The following is a 14,809-nucleotide window of genomic DNA, read 5'->3' as shown; positions in this document are numbered from 1 at the left end:
AACTCCACTCAATGTGGAGTTTTTTATATTTCAAAAATAGTATTGTTTCAAAAATAAAACGATATGTCGTATTTTTTAGACTATTCCTAAAAAATGTATCGTTATACACTACATTCAATCCAAGATAACGCCTTAAAGGTATAGTAGGAATAACAACATGAGTAACTTTCTAAATAGCATTAAATCACGTCGTACCATTTATGCAATTGGTAAAAATCTTACAGTTGACCAAGCAACGATTGAAGAAACAATTCGCGAAGCAGTAAAACAAAGCCCATCATCATTCAACTCTCAAACTTCACGTGTTGTAACTTTATATGGTGAATCACACCATAAATTTTGGGAAATTGTTCGCGAAACTTTACGTAAAATGGTTCCAGCAGAAGCATTTGCAAATACTAGCGCGAAAATTGATAGTTTCTCAGCAGGTTTTGGTACGGTGTTATTTTATGAAGATCAAGATGTTGTAAAAGGTTTACAAGAGCAATTCGCATTGTATGCGGATAACTTCCCAGTTTGGTCTGAACATTCAAGTGCAATTGCACAGTTCGCAACATGGACTGCATTATCTGAAATTGGTGTTGGTGCATCATTACAGCACTATAATCCAATCGTGGATGCTGAAGTGGCTGAAACTTTTGATATTCCATCAAACTGGAAACTACGTGCACAGTTAGTATTCGGTTCTATTGAAGCGGCTGCTGGTGAAAAAACCTATATGGATGATGCTGCACGTTTCAAAACTTTTAACTAAGTAAATATACGTCTCATTAAAAAGAGCACTCAATGTGCTCTTTTTTTATTTAAGGGTTTGTATTCGCCAAAAGAACTATGGCGCTTAGCATTAGAATTGATGTATATATCTTAAAAAGCCAAATTGTTGGAATAGACAGTTTTATTTTATGTCATAAAATGGTCATAATCGCAGAGCATAGTGCTTACGATTTCATAAATTGTTTATATCGAGAAGAGTCTAATGTCTTTAAGAGTTGGTGTTGCTGCTTTCGGGTTATTATTGAGTAGTTCAGTTTTTTCGGCAGTCACAATCACTGCACCTGAAGAAATCGTGATTCTTGCGGTAAATGGTCAAGAAGTAAATAATGGGTTAATTCCTTCAAAGAAAAACAACTATCAGGTTGATGCTGGTAATTTGACACTGAATGTACGTTACCGTGAATATTTTGAACATTTAAATGGTGAGCATGACATTGTCAAGTCAGGTGTTGTCACTATTCAGGCATCTGACCTACAAGATAATAGGTCTTATACGTTGGCACTGGTAAATGCTCCAAAAGACTTTAGTGAAGCAAAAAAATTTGCTGAACAGCCTACGGTTGCTTTATATGATCAAAGCAAAAAACTTGTAGTACAGCAAACAGGTGCAAATAATGAAGCTCAACCGTGGTTTTCAGGTAATAGTTTACTAGGTCGTACTTTAGATTTAACCCAAAAAAACAAAAATAATGTCGTGAATCAACCTGCACCCGTATATGCAGCTTCGACAACAAGTGTAGCACCTGTTGCTGTAACAGCAACAACGGCAGTATCGGGCAATATAAAAACCACAGATCAGCAACTCGTAGACTTGTGGCAAAAAGCATCAAAAGCTGAGCGTCAAAAATTTATGGCGTGGTTAGCAGGGCAAACGAACTAATTGCTCCACTGTAAAAGAACCGATGTTATCATCGGTTTTTTATTGAGCGTATAAAATAGAAATGTCTTTAAACATTAGAACTGCAAAAAATGATGATGTAGCGCAATTGGTTGAATTAATCAATTTGGCTTATCGGGCTCAATCTGAGCGAAGTTGGACCACCGAAAAAGCATTTGTAGATGGAACACGCATTACTAATGAGCAATTGAATGGAGACTTGAGCCGATCCAATTTTAAACTGTTTGTTGGCGAGAATGAACAAGGTTTGTTAGTTGCTTGTATTGGACTCAGTCTTGATCATAATTCTGTTGAAATTGGAACTTTTGCGATTGATTCATCGGTTCAAAACTTAGGATATGGCAAACAAATGCTCAATTATGTTGAAGCATATGTTGCACAGAGTTGTTCGGAAGTTCGTGATTTAATTATGTATGTCTTGGATGTTCGCTCTGAGTTAATCGCATATTATCAGCGTCGTGGTTATCAAATTACAGGTCATACAGAGCCTTATCCTGTAAATGCAAATGTAGGTCAGCCGTTGGTACCAATTCAGTTAATTGAAATGAAAAAGACGATCATATAGTCTATTGATTATAAATTAAAAATTTTATTACTCAATATTTTAAATTACATTGTAATTACTTTGTATGTTATTAAATGATCATTCAAACGACACAAAAAAGAGGAAGCCATGCTTCCTCTTTTTATTTGATTTGTTAAAGATTAATTACCAATCCAAATATAATAGCCTAAAATCATCAGAGGCCATGCAATATAAGGACTAAATAACCATTTCCATAACCAAAATCTTGGTATAAACCCAACACCATGAATAAAACCGCCAGAAATACCGACCATGACGAACATCAGTATACTGTGGTTGTAGTGACCATTGGCATCTAACATTAATGATGGGTGTACCAATAAAATAGCAGCAAGTGGCAATGCCAACAAAAACGAAACGGTCATTGCAAGCACTTGAGCTTTACTATTCTTCGGTGTTGTCATTGCTTCAGCCATTTTATTATTCCTCATCTAAATCTTGATGGTGTTCGATATAGAGTGCACTGAGTACACCTGCGAAGCATGCCATCAAAATGCCTAGAATCCATGCAAAATACCACATTTCACATCTCCTCATTAGTACAAACTATGTGAATTTTCTTCAATGTGTTTGTTAGTGATGACACCCCACATTTTGTAATAAGACCAAGAGGTATAGATCAAAATGAGAGGAACAAAAATACAAGCAGCAACAGTCATTACACCAAGAGTTTTGTGACTTGAAACAGCATCCCACATCGTTAAACTTGATGTTGGGTTGATACTTGATGGCAATAAGAATGGGAATAATGCAAAACCAGCAGTTAAGATCGCACCCACAATCATCAGACTCGTACCTGTAAAGCTTGCAGCTGCCTTACGTTTTCCAGCACTAAGAATAACCAATAATGCACCTAGGATTGCAACAATTGGTGCAGCCATAGTAATTGGGTAAGTTGAGTAGTTATTCAACCAACCATGGTTTGCATTTGTTACCACTTCTTTTGCAAGTGGGTTTAATGCAGCATTAGTATTAACAGCAGTAGCATAACTATAGCCTGAGATATTTCCAAACAATAACCAAGCGCCAGCCGCTAAGAAACATACAAGGAATGCGATTGCCATAATTTGAGTTGCTTTAGCCGAACGGTTATGTAAATCACCATCAGTACGAAGCATTAACCATGCGCCGCCATGAGCAGATAACATTGACAAACTCACGATACCACAGACAAGTGCAAATGGATTCAATAATGCAAAGAAGCTGCCTGTGTATTCAGAACGTAAGGTGTCGTCTAAGCTAAATGGTACGCCCAAAAATAAGTTACCAAATGCAACACCGAATACTAGTGCTGGTACAGCACCACCAATGCATAGACCCCAATCCCAAGAAGTACGCCATTGGGTATTTTCTAATTTAGAACGATAGTCAAATCCAACGGGTCTGAGGAATAGCGCAAATAGAACGAGTAGTAATGCCCAGTACATGCCAGAGAAAGCGACAGCATAAACCATTGGCCATGCAGCAAAAAGTGCACCACCAGCGGTAATAAACCAGACTTGGTTACCATCCCAGTGTGGTGCAATCGTATTGATTGCAGCACGTCTTTCAGAATCAGTTTTACCTACAAATGGCATCAGTGCCATTGAGCCCATATCAAAACCATCGGTGAGGGCAAAGCCAATCAGTAATACACCAACCAATACCCACCAAATAATTTTTAGGAGTTCATATTCGATCATGATTGAGCCTCCCCAGTTTTTGCAGCTAGTTTTTCAAAATGATATTTACCAGTGTGCAACGAACTTGGACCTAAACGAGCAAATTTGATCATTAAGTACATTTCAATAATGAGCAGTACCGTATAGAACGCAGCAAGTGCAATAATTGATCCCCATACATCACCTGTGCTTAAAGAAGATGCAGATAGATGTGTTGGTAAAACTTCACCAATAGACCATGGTTGACGACCACCTTCAGCTACATACCAACCTGTTTGAATTGCAATCCATGGTAGTGGAAGAGCAAATAGAGCAAATTTAAGTAACCACGGTTTTGTTTCGGCATTACGTTTAGCGACTGACCACGCAGCCAGTAGGAAAAGTAATAACATTAATGCACCAGAAGCCACCATCGCACGGAACGAGAAAAACAATGCAGCGACATTTGGAATGGTATCTTTAGTTGCTGCTTTGATATGTTCTTCAGTTGCGTCAACAACATTCGGTGTATATTTCTTTAATAGCAGACCATAGCCTAAGTCTTTTTGATTTTTTTGAAATGATGCAAGTAACTCTGGGGACTGATCGCCTGCACGGAGTTTTGTTAATTCGCTATACGCCACCATACCATTACGAATACGGATTTCATGCTCTTTCATCAAGTCATGTAAGCCAGTAACTTCTTTGTCTGTCGAGCGAGTTGCAATGATTCCCATAACATATGGAATTTTAATTGCATAATCGGTACGCATTTCTTTTTGGTTAGGAATACCAAATAAAGTAAATGCGGCAGGTGCGGGTTCAGTGTGCCATTCAGCTTCAATTGCAGCGAGTTTAGTTCTTTGCACATCACCCAATTCATAACCTGATTCATCACCAAGTAAAATGACGCAGAAAGTTGAAGCTAAACCAAAAATTGCAGCAATCGCGAAAGAGCGACGAGCAAAGGGCATATCACGTTTCTTTAGCATATAATAGCTTGAGATGGCGAGTACAAAAACTGCACCTGTGACATAACCGGCAGAAACGGTATGTACGAATTTTACTTGAGCGACTGGGTTGAAAATCAACGCTCCGAAGTCTACAAGTTCCATACGCATGGTTTCATAGTTAAATGCGGCACCAACAGGGTTTTGCATCCAACCATTTGCGATGAGAATCCACAAGGCTGACATGTTAGAGCCAATCGCCACTAGCCAAGTTACACCTAAGTGTTGAACTTTAGAAAGACGATCCCAGCCAAAGAAGAATAGACCAATAAAAGTCGATTCTAGGAAGAAAGCCATTAGGCCTTCAATTGCAAGCGGTGCACCAAAGATGTCGCCTACATAGTGAGAATAATAAGCCCAATTGGTACCAAACTGGAATTCCATCGTTAAACCAGTAGTTACACCTAAGGCAAAGTTAATCCCGAAGAGTTTCCCCCAAAATTTGGTCATGTCTTTGTAAATTTCTTTACCAGAAATCACATAAGTGGTTTCCATGATGGCAAGAATAAAAGCTAGACCTAAAGTTAGAGGGACGAAAAGAAAGTGATACATTGCGGTCATTGCGAATTGGAACCGCGAAAGATCGACCACGCTTTCAGAAATCATCAACGTGTCTCCTGAGTTTTGGACATATCGCCAGCAATACGCTCGGCAACTTCATTGTTAAAATCTTTTGGAATCGTTGGGGCATCAAACCAGATATGTTTAACCACCATGAGAAGCACAACTTTAATAATAAGAATGATTGTGATCTCTCTGATTAATCTTCGATTTGGATCTTGAGAACTCATGTTCATAGAACTTCGCCTCATATTTAAAAACATGTAAAACATTATTAAATAAAATCCATTAAAAATAAACCTTTAAGGGCTTTAAAATGAATTAATTTAATATTTTTATAAAAATCAATTAATTATATGGATTTTGATCAAATTTTGAAAATATTATTATTACCCAACTAAAATAATATGAATTAATTTGAAAAACTGATTAAAACAGTTGTATTTATATTTTTAAATCTGATTAAAAAGGTTTGGTTTATAATTAATTTAAGAAAAATTAAACCAACTAAAATAGTATGGATATAAAAAATATAATATTTACAATCATTTAAGGAATTGATTACATAATTAAGTAATTTTTATAATGGATTCTGCACAAAACCTAGTGTATTGGTAGAGTTTGCTTTAAAAAATGTGTGAAATATCATCCTTCATTTTGGTTTGAAAGTTAGATCAATAGATTGATGAAAATGGAAGAGGTGATTAAACGTTTTTTACTTTTTCTTTATGTAACAAATTGTAATTTTAATGATGAATGAAAAAAATTCTAATCGCTTCAATTAGATTTCAACGGATTTTGGGTTCAGTCTGCGGTAAATAGTTTATTTGAAATAGAGATTTTTTTAGCAATATAGTATGAATTGGATTTCTGACTGATCAACAACACTTGAGATTGTAACTCTAATTCACCATATTCTGGCTCTACTTGTACATAATACAGTTGACCAAATTCATTGCGAACACGTGCCTGTGCAGAGAAGCCTGGACGTGCATTTCCCGTTGAGATTGTTGCTAAACGACCCACTAAGTTAATGTGAGTATGTGTGACTTTAGGTTTAATCACTTGGTCAAGACAATTAATCATAAACACTGTAAAAAAGATGTCGATAATCAAAGCAGGAACAAAAAGATAGTAAGGCGAGATAAAGTAGTGTTGTAAAGCAAAAAATGAAAGCTCTAGAAAATAACCTGCAAAACTAAAATTGATGAGTAAAAATACAAATATTAAGTATTTAGAAAATTTTACATCTAATAGCGGTGAATTTAATAACCACTCTGGTGTCATTTTCTTTACGAGATGACTTGGACGTAACCCAATAAAAATACCAATTGTTTCTGCAATGCTGAGCAAAATCAAAGCCACTACGCTCATGTGAAATGGCATAAGGTAGTAATTTAAAAAAAACTCAGTCATCGCAGAATTCATGATTTAGGTATTAGTCAATATAAATACCACCATCAGAGTGTACTTCCAAATTTAATTTTTCAAGGAATTCACCTAGACATGGTCCTGAAATACATTCACCAGTTTCTACTGAGAATAATGCTCCATGAGTTGAGCATTGGATATACTCACGATCCTGATCTAAAAATTGATTTTCTAAATACTCAAGTTCAGTTTGCAAATGTGGGCAAACATTTTGATAAGCGTAAAAGCTACCATCTTTCTGAGTAATAAAGATTGTTGTTCCTTTCATGGTGTCATATGCACGAGACTCACGATCTGGAACTTCTTCAGTCATGCAAATCTTTTCCATTTTAAGCATATTCCTGTTGAGAATTTTTAAATTGTTCAAATAATTTGGCATAGTTTTCAACGGCTAAGCGTGGACCAAATTGTGCAACAACTTCACTAGAAATTAAAATAGCCAGTTGAGCCGCAGCTTTTAAAGTTAAACCAGCGTTAATGGCATATAAGAATGCACCAGCAAAAGCATCGCCAGCACCGTTAGTATCAACGGCATGAACTTCACGACCAGCAACGTGGAATTGTTGTTCAGGGTCAATGATGACTGCGCCATTTGCGCCTTGAGTGATGACAATATGTTGATTCTTTGATTTTAAAACTTCAATAGCTGCATCAAGTGTTTCAGTATTACTGAACATTAGCGCTTCTTGTTCGTTACAGAATAACAAGTCAACGCCGTCATCTAAGAGTTCTTCTAGCCCTTGACGTGCATATTGCACCATTGCAGGATCAGACAGTGAGAGGGCGATTTTAACGCCATGTGCTTTGGCAAGTTCACGTGCTTGTTTAACCGCAACACGAGCAGTATCACTTGTCGATAAGTATCCTTCGATATAGAGCCATTTTGCAGCTTTTAACGGTTCAAAATCGATTTGTTCAGCAGTTAATTCAGCGGTAATGCCTAAATATGTGTGCATAGTACGTTCTGAATCAGGACTGATCAGAACCATACATGTGCCTGTTACACCCTCACTAATTGATTGTGCAGCGGTTTTAATGCCTGCTTCATTTAAACCATTCAAGTAGATTGAACCGAGGTCATCATTACCTACACGGCATCCATAAAAAGCTGTACCACCTAGAGCACTGAATGCAACAGTTGTGTTTGCAGCCGACCCACCACTTGCTTGACCTTTATAGTTTTGGGTGTCTTGTAATTGTTGATATAAAGCAGCCTGAGTTTCACCATCGGTCAACTGCATTGTGCCTTTTTGCAAAGCTTGCTGTGTTAAAAACTCATTTGAGACTTTAAATTCTTGGTCAATCAGCGCATTACCAATTGCAAAAAGATCAACAGTTGTCATGTTTGTCATCACATTAAAAAATCAAAAAGCAAAGTTTACACTAATGCTCTGGATTACAGTAGTTTGTTGGAAAATTTAGCGTAGTTCTAAATAGTTAATTGTTGCGTTTTTCTGTTTCAATTTTTATTTAAGCGGACCAATCAAGAATAAAAATATTTAATGAACAAAGCGCCGAAATTCTATGGCAATACTTCAGGCGACTACTTCTAGTTCACATGAACTTTTGTCAAAAGTTCCACAAGTCACAGCTTTATTCTGGTTGACTAAAATTTTTGCCACAACATTTGGAGAAACGGCTGGAGATGCTGTTTCCATGTCACTTAATCTAGGTTATTTGATTAGCACTTTTATTTTTGGTGGTTATCCTTGGGTGTGTATATTGGTCGAAACACAAGCACACTCGCTTAAATCCAACGTAAATATTTTTATATTCGATGAAATCACAGAGAAAAAATGCGTTGAATTTTGGTTGGCGCATTTTTCTACAAAAACATACCAATTTACATGGATATCCATGTGTATTCTTCGGTAGACTCTCTATATTAAATTAGTGTTATTTAAATAGATAAATTGGAGATCACATGACTGTAGATGTTACTGAAAGCATTACTCAAACCATTCATCCCGCGTTTCAGCTATTACGTCAACACCATGTAGAAGCACTCGATATTCAAGTTTCAGAATATAAGCATAAAGTAACTGGTGCTGTTCACTACCATTTGGCCACAAATCACGATGAAAATGTATTTTTGGTGGCATTTAGAACTCAACCGATGGATTCTAAAGGAACAGCTCATATTTTAGAGCATACCGCTTTATGTGGTTCTGAAAAATTTCCTGTACGCGACCCATTCTTTTTAATGATTCGCCGTTCATTAAATACCTTTATGAATGCATTCACAGCAGCAGATTGGACAGCTTATCCATTTGCGACACAGAATAAAAAAGATTTTCAGAATTTATTGTCAGTGTATTTAGATGCTGCATTCGCTGCAAATTTGAATCCTTTAGATTTTGCTCAAGAAGGGATTCGAATTGAATTAGAGAATGATCAAGCCGTTTATAAAGGTGTGGTGTTCAATGAAATGAAAGGAGCGATGAGTTCACCTACAGATCAGCTCTATCACCAATTGGCACATCATTTATTCCCTGAAACGACCTATCACTATAATTCAGGTGGTGATCCAAAAGACATTCCTGATTTAACCTACGAACAGCTTGTTGATTTTTATAAAACACATTATCACCCAAGTAATGCAGTCTTTATGACTTTTGGTAATCAAACTGCCTATGATTTACAGGAGCAGTTTGAAAAATTAGCATTAAATAAGTTTTCTCAGGGTACAACATTATATTCAAAACCTGAAAAACGTTTATTAGCACCAATAGAAGTGACTGAAAGCTATGCAGTTGATAGCGAAGACTTAAAAGATAAAACTTATCATGTGATGTCATGGTTACTCCCTGAAACCAGTGACATTAAATTACGTTTAGGTATGCGTTTAGTAGAAGGGATTTTATTAGAAAATTCAGCGTCGCCGTTGCGTCATTATTTAGAAACTTGTGGTTATGCACAGTCAACGGGTCCATTGATGGGAGTTGATGATAGTAACTTCGAAATGACGTTCTATTGTGGCGTACAAGGCTCGAATGAAGAACATGCTGAAACATTTAAAAATGGTGTTTTAGATATTTTGAAAGAGGCTGCTTCAAAACCAATTGACCGTGATTTGGTTGATGCGATTTTACATCAAATTGAATTGCATCAACGTGAGATCAACGGTGATGGTACGCCTTATGGTTTAAGCCTTATTTTGAATGGTCTAGGTAGTGCAATTCACCATAATGATCCAATCCATGTTTGGGATGTGGATTCTGCAATTGAGCAAGTGAAAGAAGAATTGAAAGACCCAATGTGGTTGTCTAATTTAATTCAAACTCATTTGTTAGATAATCCGCATCGTGTACAAATGACCTTAGTGCCAGATGCGACCAAATCAGTAAAAGAGCAACAGGCTGAGCAAGCACGTTTGGCTGAAATTACGGCTAATTTGACAGAAGATCAAAAAATTGAAATTCAGCAAAAAACTGAAGCATTAAAAGAACGTCAAGACACAGCTGATGATCTTGAGTTACTTCCTAAAGTTGGTTTGGAAGATGTGCCTGCGGATTTGCATATTGTTCAAGGTCAATTGCGTGAGATTATCTGTAATGGTCTGGATACACCATTAAATCTTTATCATGCAGGCACCAATGGTATTTATTATCAACAAGTTTTGATTCAGATTCCAGACGAAATCGTACAGTCGCCTTATTTCAACTTACTTTCTATCTTGATGGGTGAGGTTGGCGCAGGTGAGCATGATTATTTAGAATTCCAACAAATCCAAACGGCTGTAAGTGGCGGTTTGGGAATGGGAGCGTCTTTACGTAGCAAAGTGGATGATAAAGATCGAATTAGTGCTTGGTTAACACTGACGACAAAATCACTTACGCAAAAATTAGATTCTATTCAGTTGTTGAAACTTGCCTTTGAGCAGCTTCGTTTTGATGAAAAAGATCGCATTATCGAATTATTGCAGCAACGGAAAACCCGTTGGCAGTCACGTTTGTCAGGTTCTGGACATAGTTATGCAATGCAAATTGCTTCTCGTCAAATGAGTGCATTAGCTCGACGTGACTATCATAATACTGGTTTAGGCGCATTGAATTGGCTTACTCACTTGGTCAATAAGATTGATCAGGATGATACGGCTTATGAAGCTTTAATCGCTGAATTACAAGCAATTCATCGCAAGTTATTACAAGCACCAAAACAGTTCTTATTGGTTTGTGAAGAACATCAATCTGATCGTTTAGTTGAAGAGATTCAAAACGTTTGGGATAAACTGGCTGTCGATAAATCACCTGTAAGCCTAACCGAAGTTGAACAAATCAATACAGAAAATGATGAAGCATGGCTCATTCAGACGAATGTTCAATTCTGTTGCTCTGCTTATCAAGCCGTCGATGTTGCACATGCAGATGCAGCACCATTGATGGTATTGGCTGCGTATTTACGTAATGGTTTCTTACATAGTGCCATTCGTGAAAAAGGCGGTGCTTACGGTGGTGGAGCAAGTTATGATGGTAATGCTTGTTCATTCCGTTTTTATAGTTATCGCGATCCACGTTTAGTTGAAACATTTAATGATTTTGAAGCAAGTGTGCAATGGTTATTTAACGTTGAACAGCAACCATATCAACTTGAAGAGGCAATTCTTGGATTGGTCGCAGGTATGGACAAGCCTGGTTCGCCTGCTGGCGAAGCAATTACTGCTTGTTATGCATTATTGCACGCACGTACGCCAAAATTCCGTAGAGTTTTACGTGAGCGCTTATTAAGTGTGAGTCTGGAAGATTTGCAGCGTGTTGCAAAACAATATTTATTGGAACAAAAACCAGTAAAAGCAGTCGTTGCGCCATTTGCTAAACGTGATGAGCTGCAAGCACTTGGATTTAATATTCAGCAAGTTAATTAAAATAAAAAGTTGGAGACATTTATGGCGTTCAAATCATTTGAACGTGGTCATCTTGAACTAAGTGTAGTCGCTATACTTGGTTCTTTTGCTACGTCTGGTGTAAATGCGCAGGTAACTACACCTGCTAGTCCAGCAACTGTTGATGCTTGTGTTGCCTTGGCTTCTAGTGCAGAGCGTTTAGCTTGTTATGATAGCCTTTTTAAGGCGCCGACCATTATTCCAACACAAGTTCAGACAGATGCCGCACCTGTGGTCACAGCCGCTGTGCCTGTGGTCGAGTCGAATGAACCAGACAAACCTGAATCTTTAAAAGACAAGGTGGTTCAAAAAGTTAGTGACCTGCATTTATTGGGTGCTGCGCCCAAGTTTGATCCGAATGTTTCCTTGCTGGACCGCCGTTGGGAGTTGTCGGAAGAAAGTAAACTGGGGGTGTGGAATATTCGTGCCTATCAACCTGTTTATTTGCTGCCCGCATTTTGGACCAGTGATAAGAATGAATTTCCTAGTAGCCCCAATCCAAACAACACTGTTAAAGATCAACAAAACTTAACCTCTACAGAAGCTAAGTTTCAAATCTCTTTAAAAACGAAAGCCTTAGAAAATATTTTAGGCAATAATGGTGATGTCTGGTTGGGGTATACGCAGTCTTCACGTTGGCAGGTTTACAACTCTGAGGAATCACGTCCATTTCGTGAGACCAATTACGAACCTGAAGCAAGTTTGATGTTCAGAACCAACTATGAAATTTTAGGTTTAAATGCGCGTCTGTTAGGTGTGACTTTAAATCATCAATCCAATGGTCGTTCTGATCCATTATCACGTAGTTGGAACCGTGTAATTTTTAATTTAGGGTTTGAAAAAGATAATTTTGCGTTGATGGTACGTCCTTGGTACCGTGTCGAAGAAAATGCCAAGGATGATAATAATCCTGATATTAAGGATTATATGGGGCGTGGAGACTTAACAGCATTTTATCGTCACGATGACAACGATTTCTCGCTAATGTTACGTCATTCTTTAAAAGGTGGTGATCGCTCGCATGGTGCTGTGCAATTTGATTGGGCATTCCCAATCAAAGGTAAGTTACGTGGACATCTACAACTCTTTGATGGTTATGGTGAGAGCTTGATCGATTATAACCATCGTGCGACCTATGCGGGTTTAGGCGTTTCTTTGATGAATTGGTATTAAATGAGTTTAAATATTCCTGAGTCATTGTTGCAGCTTGAAGCAAATTGCGGCGTATTCGCGATCTGGTTGATCTTAAAGCAATATCAGATCCATATTGATATTGCTGACCTGATTCAGTTATGTCGCCATGACCAACAAGAGGGAACTTTTACCATAGCATTGGCTGTGGCACTGAAAAAATTAGGCTTTGAAGTGTCATTGTATACTGACCCTGATCCGAATATTGATGAGAAAGAAAAGCAAAGTTATTTGGATGCCCAAGGTCTTCAGATTCCAATTCAGGCTGCTTTGACCTATTCCGAGATTCAGAAGGCATTTGAAAATGGTCACTTTGTTATCGTGTTTTATGACACCTTACACGGTGTGGGAAACCAATCTTTGATTTATTCAATTGATGAACAAGAGATTAGTTTCTGTGATCATTTTGAAGTGATGTCAAAAAGTACGTTTGAACAACAACGCCAAGCCGATGGAATTTGTCGGCAGGTGATTGTGGTTGAGCAATATTCAGAGTTTTATCCGATCTGAATATTGGCATTTGCATGTTTCAAACGACTTTTCTTTGGTGTAGCAATCAGGTAGGCGAGTGTTAATGGCCCAAGTCGACCTGTGTACATCAGTAAGCTCAAAACAAATAAGCTACCATCATGCAATTCACCTGTAACACCACGAGATAAACCAACAGTGCATGCAGCCGAAACAACCTCAAACATAAGATCTAAAACATCCAGTTTAGGTTCAAGTAAGAAAATTGTGAAACAGCCGATAAACACTAACATACCTGTAATTGCTGTCACGGCAAGCGCTTTATAGGTGGTTTCCTGCGAAACTGAATGATTGAAAATACGAATTTCTTCATTACGCCGTAGAAATGAAATCACACACAACAGCAATATTACAAAAGTACCAACTTTAATACCACCTGCGGTACTCAGTGAACCGCCACCAATAAACATCAATAGCATCGTGAGCAGTGTTGTACTGTGTTCCATCGAACCTGTATCAATAGTATTGAATCCCGATGAACGAGGTACTGTCGCTTGGAACCAAGCATTCATGGCTTGTTCACCAATATTCATTGAACCTAAAGTAAGTGGATTGTTGGCTTCTAAAAGCCAAATCAAAATAAAAGCCACAATATTTAGTGTCGCAATTGCACTGAGGATTAGCTTGCTATTCGGTGTAAGTTTACTCCAACGTTTATTTTGTTTAACGTCAATTAAAACAAGAAAACCAATTCCACCCAACGTATATAGCGTACTAATGGTTAAACAGATAAGATAATGACCTTGGAAATTTATTAAGCTGTTATTGAATAGCGAAAAACCCGCATTGTTGAATGCAGAAATACTGTAGAAAATTGAATAATATAATCCACGGTCAAAGCCATAAATAGGTATAAAAGAAGTACTTAAGATAATAACGCCAATCAGTTCAAAAAAAAGTGTATAAATCACCACACCTTTTGCCACAAAGGTAACTTTAGATAAGCTGGTTTGACCTAAGCTATCTTGTGCCATCATTTGTTGTTTGAGCCCGAGTTTAGGCGCTAGACTTAAGGCTGCCAAAATAGCAAAAGTCATAAAACCCAAACCACCTGTTTGGATTAATAAAAGAATAATAACTTGCCCGAGATGACTAAAAGACTCATTTAAATTCACTACAGATAAACCTGTAATGGTTACAGCCGATGTTGCTGTAAATAAGGCATCCATCCAGCTCAAATTGCCTTTATTGGCGATAGGGAGTTTGAGTAATAGTGTTCCAATGATAATAAAACTCAGAAACCCAATCGCTAATAAGGAGGGTGGACTTAAGTTAAAAATTTTTTGAGTATTTATTTTTATCGTCATT

15 protein-coding genes and 1 pseudogene are annotated in these 14,809 nt (G+C 37.5%); 7 read left to right on the top strand and 9 right to left on the bottom strand.

Annotated elements, in window-relative coordinates; genetic code table 11:
• The first annotated feature begins 157 nt into the window (after positions 1-157).
• The 3 genes from CDG56_RS03180 to CDG56_RS03170 all read left to right on the top strand — a co-directional run bounded on the left by CDG56_RS03180 (position 158) and on the right by CDG56_RS03170 (position 2,237).
• On the top strand, positions 158-754 hold the full coding sequence (locus CDG56_RS03180) for a nitroreductase family protein (RefSeq protein WP_087546915.1): 597 nt from the start codon (positions 158-160) through the stop codon (positions 752-754).
• A 222-nt stretch (positions 755-976) separates the two neighbouring features.
• The gene (locus tag CDG56_RS03175) at positions 977-1,654 is read left to right on the top strand and encodes a DUF2057 domain-containing protein (protein WP_005160013.1); all 678 of its coding nucleotides are present in this window, start codon (positions 977-979) and stop codon (positions 1,652-1,654) included.
• 61 nt (positions 1,655-1,715) lie between these two features.
• Positions 1,716-2,237: a GNAT family N-acetyltransferase gene (locus CDG56_RS03170; RefSeq protein WP_171295089.1), complete on the top strand. Its 522-nt coding sequence runs from the start codon at positions 1,716-1,718 to the stop codon at positions 2,235-2,237.
• Positions 2,238-2,377: 140 nt separating this feature from the next.
• Here CDG56_RS03170 and CDG56_RS03165 read toward each other — a convergent pair whose 3' ends face one another.
• The 8 genes from CDG56_RS03165 to CDG56_RS03130 all read right to left on the bottom strand — a co-directional run bounded on the left by CDG56_RS03165 (position 2,378) and on the right by CDG56_RS03130 (position 8,243).
• Positions 2,378-2,674 carry a cyd operon YbgE family protein gene (locus tag CDG56_RS03165; protein ID WP_087546914.1) on the bottom strand — a complete coding sequence of 99 codons (297 nt, stop codon included), beginning with the start codon at positions 2,672-2,674 and terminating at the stop codon, positions 2,378-2,380.
• A 4-nt stretch (positions 2,675-2,678) separates the two neighbouring features.
• Positions 2,679-2,780 (bottom strand): cytochrome bd-I oxidase subunit CydX, encoded by a 102-nt coding sequence (gene cydX, locus CDG56_RS03160; RefSeq protein ID WP_002120988.1) that lies wholly within the window; start codon positions 2,778-2,780, stop codon positions 2,679-2,681.
• Between the two features lie 14 nt (positions 2,781-2,794).
• The gene (gene cydB, locus CDG56_RS03155) at positions 2,795-3,940 is read right to left on the bottom strand and encodes a cytochrome d ubiquinol oxidase subunit II (RefSeq protein ID WP_087546913.1); all 1,146 of its coding nucleotides are present in this window, start codon (positions 3,938-3,940) and stop codon (positions 2,795-2,797) included.
• Complete coding sequence (locus tag CDG56_RS03150) at positions 3,937-5,514, bottom strand: cytochrome ubiquinol oxidase subunit I (protein WP_005160020.1); 1,578 nt, start codon at positions 5,512-5,514, stop codon at positions 3,937-3,939. Before CDG56_RS03150 ends, cydB begins: the two co-directional genes overlap by 4 nt.
• A complete protein-coding gene (gene cydP / locus CDG56_RS03145) occupies positions 5,514-5,705 on the bottom strand; it encodes a cytochrome oxidase putative small subunit CydP (protein ID WP_004677296.1) in 192 nt (63 codons plus the stop codon). Before cydP ends, CDG56_RS03150 begins: the two co-directional genes overlap by 1 nt.
• 568 nt (positions 5,706-6,273) lie before the next feature.
• A complete protein-coding gene (locus CDG56_RS03140; protein WP_171062101.1) occupies positions 6,274-6,885 on the bottom strand; it encodes an OB-fold-containig protein in 612 nt (203 codons plus the stop codon).
• Positions 6,886-6,907: 22 nt separating this feature from the next.
• The gene (locus CDG56_RS03135; RefSeq protein ID WP_087546959.1) at positions 6,908-7,213 is read right to left on the bottom strand and encodes a Rieske (2Fe-2S) protein; all 306 of its coding nucleotides are present in this window, start codon (positions 7,211-7,213) and stop codon (positions 6,908-6,910) included.
• Between the two features lie 16 nt (positions 7,214-7,229).
• Positions 7,230-8,243, bottom strand: a complete 1,014-nt coding sequence (locus CDG56_RS03130; RefSeq protein WP_087545454.1) for an adenosine kinase — start codon at positions 8,241-8,243, stop codon at positions 7,230-7,232.
• Between the two features lie 181 nt (positions 8,244-8,424).
• Here CDG56_RS03130 and CDG56_RS03125 point away from each other — a divergent pair.
• The 4 genes and pseudogenes from CDG56_RS03125 to CDG56_RS03110 all read left to right on the top strand — a co-directional run.
• Positions 8,425-8,598, top strand: a pseudogene (locus CDG56_RS03125) (hypothetical protein); the annotation flags it as partial.
• Positions 8,599-8,824: 226 nt separating this feature from the next.
• Positions 8,825-11,764: an insulinase family protein gene (locus tag CDG56_RS03120; RefSeq protein WP_087546912.1), complete on the top strand. Its 2,940-nt coding sequence runs from the start codon at positions 8,825-8,827 to the stop codon at positions 11,762-11,764.
• A gap of 21 nt (positions 11,765-11,785) precedes the next feature.
• Positions 11,786-12,955, top strand: coding sequence for a phospholipase A (locus CDG56_RS03115; protein ID WP_087546911.1), 1,170 nt, complete (start codon positions 11,786-11,788; stop codon positions 12,953-12,955).
• Positions 12,956-13,483: a cysteine peptidase family C39 domain-containing protein gene (locus CDG56_RS03110; RefSeq protein ID WP_087546910.1), complete on the top strand. Its 528-nt coding sequence runs from the start codon at positions 12,956-12,958 to the stop codon at positions 13,481-13,483. It begins immediately after the preceding gene.
• Here the strand turns inward: CDG56_RS03110 and CDG56_RS03105 are convergent.
• Positions 13,471-14,808, bottom strand: coding sequence for a TrkH family potassium uptake protein (locus CDG56_RS03105; RefSeq protein ID WP_087546909.1), 1,338 nt, complete (start codon positions 14,806-14,808; stop codon positions 13,471-13,473). The genes CDG56_RS03110 and CDG56_RS03105 overlap by 13 nt on opposite strands.
• Position 14,809 lies beyond the last annotated feature (1 nt).

Source organism: Acinetobacter sp. WCHA39 (assembly GCF_002165385.1).
Taxonomy (GTDB): Bacteria; Pseudomonadota; Gammaproteobacteria; order Pseudomonadales; family Moraxellaceae; genus Acinetobacter.
Note: the sequence above shows the minus strand (reverse complement) of the source record. Positions and strands in the feature narration are given on the sequence as shown.

Bases quoted from the DNA above. Each gene is read 5' to 3' on its own strand.
- CDG56_RS03180 (WP_087546915.1), top strand. From the start codon at position 158: ATGAGTAACTTTCTAAATAGCATTAAATCACGTCGTACCATTTATGCA.
- CDG56_RS03175 (WP_005160013.1), top strand. From the start codon at position 977: ATGTCTTTAAGAGTTGGTGTTGCTGCTTTCGGGTTATTATTGAGTAGT.
- CDG56_RS03170 (WP_171295089.1), top strand. From the start codon at position 1,716: ATGTCTTTAAACATTAGAACTGCAAAAAATGATGATGTAGCGCAATTG.
- CDG56_RS03165 (WP_087546914.1), bottom strand. From the start codon at position 2,674: ATGGCTGAAGCAATGACAACACCGAAGAATAGTAAAGCTCAAGTGCTT.
- cydX (WP_002120988.1), bottom strand. From the start codon at position 2,780: ATGTGGTATTTTGCATGGATTCTAGGCATTTTGATGGCATGCTTCGCA.
- cydB (WP_087546913.1), bottom strand. From the start codon at position 3,940: ATGATCGAATATGAACTCCTAAAAATTATTTGGTGGGTATTGGTTGGT.
- CDG56_RS03150 (WP_005160020.1), bottom strand. From the start codon at position 5,514: ATGATTTCTGAAAGCGTGGTCGATCTTTCGCGGTTCCAATTCGCAATG.
- cydP (WP_004677296.1), bottom strand. From the start codon at position 5,705: ATGAACATGAGTTCTCAAGATCCAAATCGAAGATTAATCAGAGAGATC.
- CDG56_RS03140 (WP_171062101.1), bottom strand. From the start codon at position 6,885: ATGACTGAGTTTTTTTTAAATTACTACCTTATGCCATTTCACATGAGC.
- CDG56_RS03135 (WP_087546959.1), bottom strand. From the start codon at position 7,213: ATGACTGAAGAAGTTCCAGATCGTGAGTCTCGTGCATATGACACCATG.
- CDG56_RS03130 (WP_087545454.1), bottom strand. From the start codon at position 8,243: ATGACAACTGTTGATCTTTTTGCAATTGGTAATGCGCTGATTGACCAA.
- CDG56_RS03120 (WP_087546912.1), top strand. From the start codon at position 8,825: ATGACTGTAGATGTTACTGAAAGCATTACTCAAACCATTCATCCCGCG.
- CDG56_RS03115 (WP_087546911.1), top strand. From the start codon at position 11,786: ATGGCGTTCAAATCATTTGAACGTGGTCATCTTGAACTAAGTGTAGTC.
- CDG56_RS03110 (WP_087546910.1), top strand. From the start codon at position 12,956: ATGAGTTTAAATATTCCTGAGTCATTGTTGCAGCTTGAAGCAAATTGC.
- CDG56_RS03105 (WP_087546909.1), bottom strand. From the start codon at position 14,808: ATGACGATAAAAATAAATACTCAAAAAATTTTTAACTTAAGTCCACCC.